The organism is Sphingomonas bacterium, from assembly GCF_903644135.1.
Taxonomy (GTDB): Bacteria; Pseudomonadota; Alphaproteobacteria; order Sphingomonadales; family Sphingomonadaceae; genus Sphingomonas.
Window position 1 is genome coordinate 1 of sequence record NZ_CAHJXA010000303.1, and the last position, 3,446, is coordinate 3,446.

The window sequence follows — 3,446 nt, forward strand, 5'->3', positions numbered from 1 at the left end:
CCGGGCGCGGCGAACAGCGCGCCGGCATAGGCCCCGCGCAGCTGGACGCACGTCACCGCCAGCGCCGCCAGCAACAGCACCGCAAGCACCAGCCAGCCGCGGGTCCGCTCGGCGTGCAGCCGCCACAGCGTCGCGGCGAGCCCCGCGACGGTGACGCCGGCATAGCCGAGTGCGGTTGCGGCCAACGCACCGAACAGCGGCTGCGCCTCGCCGACATGGCGGAGCCACAGCCGGACTAGCCGCTGGTCGACGCCGCCATAGGGGTGGAGGCACTGCGGCGAGAGCGACAACGCCGCCCCCACCGCCACGCTCGCCAGCCCCAGCGCGATCGCCAACCGTCGGCGCGGCGTGGTGGTAGGGACCAGCGATAGCAGCAGCGGCAGCGCCGCCAAGGGCAGCTCGGCACGCCAGGCGATGGCGGTGAAGCCGTCACACGCGTCCATGCCCCACGCTATCGGCGCGAACAGTCCACGCCCGATCGCCAGCCCCGCCAGCGCGCCGATGCCGAGCCCGCGCAGCCGCTCGCACCGGCCGGAAGCAACCCACTCGGCCATGGCGAGCGCGCCGATCGCGGCGAGCATCGGCGCGGTCTCCAACCCGATCGCAAGGCTGGCGGCGGCGAGCAGACCCGCCGCGAACCCGGCTCCCTCGCCGGCCGGCCGAACGGTCGCCAGCGCCGCGCCGAGCAGCAGCACCATCTGCAGCCCGTGATGGTCGATCCGGCCGGGCAGGAACACGCTGGTGGCGGGATAGGCGACCGCGGCGACGATCGCGGCGGTGGCGGCGACCGACGCTCCGCCGACGATGCGGGCGATGCGGGCGATCAGCAGGATGGCGATGGCGAACAGCGCCAGCGGCCAGGCGACCACCGCCGCGACCTCGGCGGCGTGGCGGCCGATGACCGGCAACAGCAGCGCGATCATTCCGCCAGGCACGAGGTCGGCAAGCCGGCTCCAGTGCATCGCGACACCCGCGCCCAGCCGATGCTGGGTCAGGTCGTCCCACGCCTGGCCGCCGAGCCAGTCGCGGATCTGCTGCAGGCGCATGACGTCGTCGGTATCGGGCAGGCGCAGCGCCGACAGGTTCGCCCAATCGCGCACCGTCCAGGCGACGCCGAGGGCCAGCGCAAGAGCGAGGGCGAGCAGCGCATCGCGGTAGAGGGAGGCGGGGCGGTCCACCCTTCTCGCCTAATGCAGCGAGGTTAAGCCTCGGTTAGGTCGCCAGTGGACTTACCGATCGCGCCGGCCCAGCAGCCGCAGCCTGAGCGCGTTGAGCTTGATGAACCCCGCCGCGTCGCGCTGGTCGTAGGCGCCCTGGTCGTCCTCGAAGGTCACCACCTTCTCCGAATAGAGCGAATGCGGCGACTTGCGGCCGGTGACGACGACGTTGCCTTTGTACAGCTTCAGCCGCACCGTCCCCGTCACCTTCGCCTGGCTGACGTCGACCGCCGCCTGCAGCATCTCGCGCTCTGGGCTGAACCAGAAGCCGTTATAGACCAGCTCGGCATAGCGCGGCGCGAGTTCGTCCTTGAGGTGCGCCGCGCCGCGATCAAGCGTGATCTGCTCGATACCGCGATGTGCCAGCGCATAGATCGTGCCGCCGGGCGTCTCGTACATGCCGCGCGACTTCATGCCGACAAAGCGGTTCTCGACCAGATCGAGCCGGCCGATGCCGTGCGCGCGGCCGAGATCGTTGAGCTTCGCCAGCAGCGTCGCCGGCGAGCAGCCCTCGCCGTTCAGCGCCACCCCGTCGCCGCGCTCGAAGTCGATCGTGATGGTCTCCGCCGCGTCGGGTGCGTCCTCGGGGCTGACCGTGCGCGAATAGACATAGTCCGGCACTTCCTCCCACGGATCCTCCAGCACCCGGCCCTCCGACGAGGTGTGGAGGATGTTGGCGTCGGTCGAGAACGGCGCCTCGCCGCGCTTGTCCTTGCTGATCGGGATCTGGTGCTGTTCGGCGAATTCGATCAGCCGGGTGCGGCTGGTCAGGTCCCATTCACGCCACGGTGCGATCACCTTGATGTCGGGGTTGAGCGCGTAATAGCCCAGCTCGAACCGCACCTGGTCGTTGCCCTTGCCGGTCGCACCGTGCGCCACCGCGTCGGCACCGACCTGCGCCGCGATCGCGATCTGGCGCTTGGCAATCAGCGGCCGCGCGATAGAGGTGCCGAGCAGGTACAGCCCCTCGTACAGCGCGTTGGCGCGCATCATCGGGAAGACATAGTCGCGCACGAACTCCTCGCGCAGGTCCTCGATGAAGATGTTCTCCGGCTTGATCCCTAGCAGCTCCGCCTTGGCGCGCGCCGGCTCCAGCTCCTCGCCCTGGCCCAGGTCGGCGGTGAAGGTGACGACCTCGCAGCCATAGGTCTGCCCCAGCCATTTCAGGATGACGCTGGTGTCGAGGCCGCCCGAATAGGCGAGCACGACCTTGTTGATGGCGGGGTCGCCGGTGGCAGGCAGGGCGGCGGGCGTGATGGGGTCGCTCATGGCCGCGCCGGTAGGGGCTGCGCCGCCGCGGCGCAACCACCCGCTGAGCCGGCATGGCTTTGCCGGCGGCCGGGGTTCCATGTCGGCCGGTCGGACGTTAGGCGCGTGCTCCTCCCCAATCGAATGGAATGCCATGCACGCCTGCCGGCCCGAACGACCATGACCCGCCAGCACGACGCCGACCTCGCCGCTCGTGAAGAGCCGATGCTCGACCAGCGCCGCCGCGTGCTGGAGGCGGCGCGCAACCTGAAGATGGCGCGGTCGGCGCATGCCTATGTGCGCGGCAATACCGTCAAGTTCTACGAATGGCTGGCGGCGTCATCGGTCGCGGACCATGTGCCGGTCGGGCCGCCGATCTGGATCTGCGGCGACTGCCACCTCGGCAATCTGGGCCCGCTGTCGGACGGCGAGGGCAATGTCGAGGTGCAGATCCGCGACCTCGACCAGACGGTGATCGGCAACCCGGCGCACGACCTCATCCGCCTCGGCCTGTCGCTCGCCACCGCGGCGCGCGGCTCCGACCTGCCCGGCGTCACCACCGCGCGGATGATCGAGGAAATGGTCGACGGCTATGAGCACGCGCTCGCCGACCGGCGCGACCGCGATGCCGGCGCGGAGCCCGAGGTTGTGCGATCGGTCAAGCGCCGTGCGCTCGGCCGCAAATGGCGGCACCTGATGCGCGAGCGGACCGGCGACGCCGAACCGACCATCCCGCTCGGCAAGCGCTTCTGGGCCATCGACGATGGCGAGCGGCAGGCGCTGCGCGACCTGTTCGCCGATGCCGAGACCAAGCGCCTGATCCTGTCGCTCGCGCCCAAGGACGGCGACCGCGACGTGCGGCTGATCGACGCCGCCTACTGGATGAAGGGGTGCAGCTCGTTGGGCCTGCTGCGCTATGCGGCGATCATCGAGATCAAGGGCGCAAAGGAGCGCGCCGTTCCGTCCTGTTGCGCTACCGAT

Annotated in this window: 3 protein-coding genes; 1 reads left to right on the forward strand and 2 read right to left on the reverse strand. The window is 70.5% G+C overall.

Features of this window, described 5'->3' with window-relative positions; translation table 11 throughout:
- The coding region (locus HUU96_RS13370) for a hypothetical protein (RefSeq protein ID WP_174293251.1) at positions 1–1,178 on the reverse strand (1,178 nt) is incomplete at its 3' end.
- A 51-nt stretch (positions 1,179–1,229) separates the two neighbouring features.
- On the reverse strand, positions 1,230–2,486 hold the full coding sequence (locus HUU96_RS13375; RefSeq protein ID WP_174293252.1) for an argininosuccinate synthase: 1,257 nt from the start codon (positions 2,484–2,486) through the stop codon (positions 1,230–1,232).
- Between the two features lie 159 nt (positions 2,487–2,645).
- Between HUU96_RS13375 and HUU96_RS13380 the strand changes: the two genes are divergently transcribed.
- Positions 2,646–3,446, forward strand: an 801-nt coding sequence (locus HUU96_RS13380) for a DUF2252 family protein (RefSeq protein WP_174293253.1), incomplete at its 3' end; no start/stop codon positions are given.